General features: G+C 47.0%; 4 protein-coding genes and 1 pseudogene. 1 reads left to right on the forward strand and 4 read right to left on the reverse strand.

The features are described 5' to 3' along the window. Positions 1-179: 179 nt before the first annotated feature. The 3 genes and pseudogenes from glmS to QUB12_RS36435 form a co-directional block, all read right to left on the reverse strand. Entirely contained in the window at positions 180-2,102 is a 1,923-nt protein-coding gene (glmS, locus tag QUB12_RS36425) for a glutamine--fructose-6-phosphate transaminase (isomerizing) (protein ID WP_333310952.1), read from the reverse strand. A 160-nt stretch (positions 2,103-2,262) separates the two neighbouring features. Beyond that, positions 2,263-2,508, reverse strand: a complete 246-nt coding sequence (gene psaC / locus QUB12_RS36430) for a photosystem I iron-sulfur center protein PsaC (protein ID WP_015175986.1) — start codon at positions 2,506-2,508, stop codon at positions 2,263-2,265. 273 nt (positions 2,509-2,781) lie between these two features. Continuing rightward, positions 2,782-3,969: pseudogene (locus QUB12_RS36435) on the reverse strand (RNA-guided endonuclease InsQ/TnpB family protein). A gap of 187 nt (positions 3,970-4,156) precedes the next feature. Here QUB12_RS36435 and QUB12_RS36440 point away from each other — a divergent pair. Continuing rightward, a complete protein-coding gene (locus QUB12_RS36440; RefSeq protein WP_333141886.1) occupies positions 4,157-4,279 on the forward strand; it encodes a hypothetical protein in 123 nt (40 codons plus the stop codon). A gap of 107 nt (positions 4,280-4,386) precedes the next feature. Here QUB12_RS36440 and QUB12_RS36445 read toward each other — a convergent pair whose 3' ends face one another. Further along, positions 4,387-5,598, reverse strand: coding sequence for a chloride channel protein (locus QUB12_RS36445; protein ID WP_333141885.1), 1,212 nt, complete (start codon positions 5,596-5,598; stop codon positions 4,387-4,389). Positions 5,599-5,711: the final 113 nt, after the last annotated feature.

The raw sequence follows: 5,711 nt of genomic DNA on the forward strand, positions 1-5,711 counted from the left end.
CATCGGGCATCGGGCATCGGGCATCGGGCATCGGGCATCGGGCATCGGGCATCGGGCATCGGGCATCGGGCATCGGGTATCGCGCATCGGGCATAGGTTATTGGTTATTAGAACGAACAACCAACAACCAACAACCAACAACCAACTACTGACTAATGACTACTGACTAATGACTTCCTTTATTCTACCGTCACCGACTTCGCCAAATTGCGCGGCTGATCCACATCCAAACCCCGACGCGCCGCAATGTGATAAGCCAACAATTGCAGCGGAATCACTGTCACAATCGGTGACAACAATTCATCCACCAAAGGCACGGGCAAAACGTGGTCAAAAATCTCGGCTTCCGCCACACCTTGCTTCGGCGTAACGCCAATTAAACGGGCGTCGCGGGCCTTGGCTTCTTGAGCGTTGGAAAGCACTTTTTCGTAGACGCTTCCTGGCATGGCGATCGCCACTACAGGCACTTTCGCATCCAAAAGGGCGATCGGGCCGTGTTTCATCTCTCCCGCCGGATATCCTTCGGCGTGAATGTAGCTAATTTCCTTCAGTTTCAGCGCCCCTTCCAAAGCAATCGGAAAATTAATTCCCCGCCCCAAAAAGATAAAATCTTGGGTGTCTGTAAACTGGTGAGACAATTCCTCCACATACTGTTCTTGAATCTCCAAAAACTTCTCAATTTCCGCTGGCAACTGGCGCAAACCAGTAATAATTTCTGCCAATCTCTCAGTGCTGATTGTTTGCCGCTGGTGCGCCAAATCCAAAGCTAAGAAATAGAATGCCATCAACTGAGTGACAAAAGTTTTAGTCGCAGCAACGCCGATTTCTATACCAGCGTGGGTGTTGATTACCTGCGGCATCATGTGGGCGATCGAACTTTCGGTTCTGTTAGTAATGCCTAACATTCTCGCCCGGAATTTATCAGTAAAACCCGCGCGGCGCTGCTGTTCCATCCCCAAAGCAGCCAGCGTGTCCGCCGTTTCTCCCGACTGAGTTACCCCAATAGTTAAAGTATTTGCTGTCAGCGGTGCCGGTGCGTAGCGGTACTCAGAAGCGTACTGCACCGCAGTCGGAATATTAGCTAATTGTTCCAACAAATATTTGCCGATTAGCGAGGCGTGCCAGCTCGTTCCGCAGGCGAGAATGGAAACTTGTTCGACATCAGCGCAAAGTTCCTTGGGCAAATTGAGATTGATGGGAGAGCGCGGATTTCCTGGCTGCCAATCGCTGTCTAAATAAGCCTCCAAACAAGCTCGGACTACGGCTGGCTGTTCGTAAATCTCCTTGTGCATGAAGTGTTTGAAGCCTTGTTTTTCGACTAAAACCGGACTCCAACCAAGGATGCGCGGGCTTTTTTTCAGCCTTTCCCCTGCAAAGCTGTAAACTTCCACTCCCATCGAAGTCAGTCTTGCCAATTCGCCATTTTCTAAGGACAAAACAGTGCGGGTGTGAGATACTAAGGCCGGCGTATCGGAAGCGCAGAAAAATTCACCAGCACCAAACCCAATCACCAAAGGAGCTTGCTGTCTGGCGACAATTATTTCCTCTGGAAAATCTGCACAGATAACGGCGATCGCAAAAGCTCCTTCTAATTTGTTTACCGCCTTTAAAACGGTTTCCAAAAACGATAAATCAGCAATTTTTTCTGTTTTTTTATCTTTTTCTTCTTCCTTCTCCCTTCTTGCTTCTTTCAAAAATTCAGCTATTAAATGAGGGATAACTTCTGTATCGGTATCCGAAACAAATTTATGTCCCTTCGCTTTCAATTCTTTCCGCAACTCGCGATAATTTTCGACAATTCCATTTTGAACTACCGCAATTCGCCCGCTATTATCTAGGTGAGGGTGAGCGTTATATTCTTCAGGCTTGCCGTGAGTGGCCCAGCGGGTGTGTCCGATGCCGATGGGAGCCAGAGAGTCTATCTCTGCTAGCTTTTCCCGGAGGCTGTGCAATTTGCCCTTTGCTCGGATGCAGGTAATTTCTCCTTCGGAGATGGTAGCGAGGCCCGCTGAATCGTAGCCCCGGTATTCTAGTTTCTCCAATCCTGCTAGCAAAATCTCGCTTGCTGCTTGCGTGCCGATATAGCCAACGATTCCGCACATTTAACGTACTACTCCTGCTTAGCGATCGCAATAAAACTTAAGTTTTATCATTTTTACCTTCTTCCGGCCCCAGAATGCAGATTCCGCGACAAAAAAAGAGGGGGCGATTAAATTGCCCCCTCTTTTGTGCCCGTAATTCGATCGGCGTGTCGATCGATTTTTAGTAAGCTAGACCCATACTGCGAGTGGTTTCTGCTCCCAGGTAAACCCGGATGCTCAGAAAATCGGTGGGACAAGCAGTTTCGCACCGCTTGCAGCCTACACAGTCTTCGGTGCGGGGAGATGAGGCAATCTGAGCTGCTTTGCAGCCATCCCAGGGCACCATCTCCAAAACGTCAGTCGGACAAGCGCGGACGCATTGAGTGCAGCCGATGCAAGTATCGTAAATTTTGACTGAATGAGACATTGAATAAAGGCTCCCAACGAGTCACTAAAAATTTGCTGCCTCTGCGAGTGAACAGATTTGACGGCGAGGTGCCACCGCTATAGCCTGCACAGAGAATTAAAGGTTAGTCTACCGCAGTGCCTGGAAGCACTTCGCGAAAAAGCGACAAAACTTCACAGTTATTCACGGTGGGACTCTGATAGAACCCATTTGGGCTCTATATCATTCGCCAACCGTTTGAGCATCAGCCTGTTGACATCCTCCCCGCACTTTTAGGGCGGGGATTCCCAAACATCACTGCTTGGGTTTCTGCTTCTGTCCCTGACGGGGTTTCGCACCAGCCTTAACAGATTTACTCTGTTCGGGTCTTACGGTCGCTCCACAGACTGACACGGCAAGCCCTGCCGCCAAAATATTCCTTGCCGCATTGATGTCTCGGTCATGGTGAGTCCGGCACTTAGGACAATCCCATTCCCGGATATTTAACGCCATCTTTTCAACGATGTGACCGCAATTGCCACACCGTTTTGAACTCGGAAACCATCGGTCAATTTTGATTAAAGTGCGACCGTATCAGTTGCACTTGTATTCAAGTTGCCTGACCAATTCACCCCAACTTGCGTCACTTATGGCAACAGCTAGTTTCCGATTTTTAACCATGTTCTTCACAGCTAAATCCTCAATGGCAATCCTTTGGTTTTCGCGCACCAATCGAGTCGTTAACTTGTGAAGGTTATCTTTTCTGGCATCAGTAATTTCTTGATGCACTCTCGCTACTTTAAGCCGTGCTTTGTGACGGTTGTTAGACCCTTTCTGCTTTCGACTTAAAGATTTCTGCGCTCTCCTGAGCTTTCGATACTTTGCCTTAAATCCTTTGGGATTAGCAATCTTTTCACCAGTGTCCAGAGTGAGTAAACTCGCAATTCCCAAGTCGATGCCGACTTGACTGTCTGACACAGGTAGTGCTTCAATTTCAACATCTACCAACAGAGAGACTGACCATCTACCAGATGGTGAAATCTTCACCGTAATCGTTGATGGTGTCGCACCGACAGGCAGCATCCGACTCCAGCGAATAGGCAACGCTTGAGTGCATTTTGCTAGGTAGACCTGTCCGTTTTTTAACTTAAAAGCAGATTTGGTGAACTCAGCACTGCCACCATTGCGTTTCTTTTTGAAGTTGGGGTATTTTGCCCGCCCGTCAAAGAAGTTGCTCAGGGCAGTTTGCAGGTGGCGCAAGCATTGCTGCAATGGTACACAGCTAACTTCATTAAGAAAATCAAGTTCTTCCGTTTTCTTCCATTCGGTTAGCATTGAAGAGGTTTCAGCGTACCCTACCCGTTTCTGGTCTTTGTACCAGGCTTCAGTTCTTGCAGCTAATGCACGGTTGTAAACCAAACGAGTACAACCCAGTGTGCGTCGCAACAAACTTTCTTGTTCCGGCGTGGGGTAGAATCGGTAACTGAAGGCTTTTAGTGTCATGCTCACCTTTGGCGTTACTTTCACAGTCTAGCACCTCCCATCTGAAATAGTAGAAGGTCTTAGCAAAATTCAAGTAAAGCCGTCCTAGAAGGACGGGGTTTCTCACCCATTTTTCTGATGATCTTATCCGGGTGATACCCCTTGCCCTTGCAGAATGGTAATCTTCGGAATATTGACGGGTCAGAGTGTGAAAATAATCGAGGTTGTGACTCAACATTTCAATCAAGCCACATTCATCGGACACACTGGCTGTTGTGCAATGGCTCAAAAACGGCAAGCTGACTGGTATCAACGGCTAGATGTTGTTTGATGCCATTGGTGCATTTGTAATGGCAGAAGCCTTTAGACTCGACACTCGCAAATTGCACGTATTTTTCACCGCTACACCGAGCTATTAGAGGAATTCTAGCCGTTTGGTTAATCCACTTTACGCTGTGAGCTAATGAAGGGAGATCGGGGAGCCAAGAAGAAGCCCACGAGACTAGCGAAGAGAATCGGTGTAAAAGTGCTAAATCCTGTCAATTTTGCCAGTAGCAGAGTTGTACTAATTGGAGTTCGAGTAACTGTTGAATTCAGAGCAGCCATTACACAAATCATTGCCAAAGTCTCGTTGGATGCGGGATTAATGATAGCGATTGCCTTTCCTAAACAGGCTCCTATAAAAAACAGTGGGATGATAATCCCTCCCCGCCAGCCTCCATTTACGGTCGTACTAATGGCAAACACTTTAGCAATAACTAAAATCAAGAGAAATTCCACAGGAAAGTTTCCCTCAACAATTTTTTCAATTTGATGTTCACCAAAGAAACGAGTGAGCGGAAATAAAGCTGATAAAACACCAAGTCCTAGCCCAGCTAAAGTAGTCCGCACATAGATTGGACTGGGTATGGCATCAAACAAGCGACCTACACCGCGAAATATAGCGATAAAAAGCCACCCCATGAGCGCACCTACGATTCCATAAGCAATCGCTGCGCCAAAGTCATAAAGGCTGTCCACATTGTATTGAGGAAAATGCCAGGTAGGGCCTATTCCAAGCTGGGTAATTGCTACAAAAATGGTGTAACTTGCACAACTTGCCACTACCGCAGGCAAGATTGCTTCAAAATACTCCACAACATTCTGATGATGCAGGATTTCTAAAGCAAAAAAAGTACCACCCAAAGGAGCACCGAACAAAACTGTAAAACCAGATGCCATGCCAGCAATACTCAAAGTTCGTAGTGCCTCTCCGCGCAATTGAAAGCGATCGGCTAACCACGTACCAATTGAACCTGTGACTTGCACCATTGGTGCTTCTGGACCCGCACTGCCTCCACTTGCAATACTGATTAGCGACGACAGAATCATCGAAGGATTCTCGTTCATTGGTAACCGCCCACCATTGAGATGAATATTGTCAATAATCAACCCTATTTCGCCAGGATTTCCCAGCCAATGAATGAGCAAACCGATGAGTAAACCCGCAAGCGGCATGATGATTAGTAGAGAATGTCCACTAAAATATTCAAATCCCACCATCATGTAAGACAAAAATATCCAATAACTTGCACCAAACAAACCACAAATGATTCCTAGCATTGCCCATAGGAATACCGAACGTGTGAGATTTACTGGGTTTCGTTTCATTGTTTACTGATACTTTTAATTCAGACAATCCCGACTATCGGCGAAAATCTGAATATAGCACACTCATCAGATACGTCTGAGAGTATGGTGGTATCCCACAAAGCTTTAAGAAA

Origin of the sequence: Microcoleus sp. B7-D4, assembly GCF_036705125.1 — a bacterium.
Taxonomy (GTDB): domain Bacteria; phylum Cyanobacteriota; class Cyanobacteriia; order Cyanobacteriales; family Microcoleaceae; genus Microcoleus.

Coding starts and splice junctions, on each gene's coding strand:
- glmS (WP_333310952.1), bottom strand. CDS start 2,102: ATGTGCGGAATCGTTGGCTATATCGGCACGCAAGCAGCAAGCGAGATT.
- psaC (WP_015175986.1), bottom strand. CDS start 2,508: ATGTCTCATTCAGTCAAAATTTACGATACTTGCATCGGCTGCACTCAA.
- QUB12_RS36445 (WP_333141885.1), bottom strand. CDS start 5,598: ATGAAACGAAACCCAGTAAATCTCACACGTTCGGTATTCCTATGGGCA.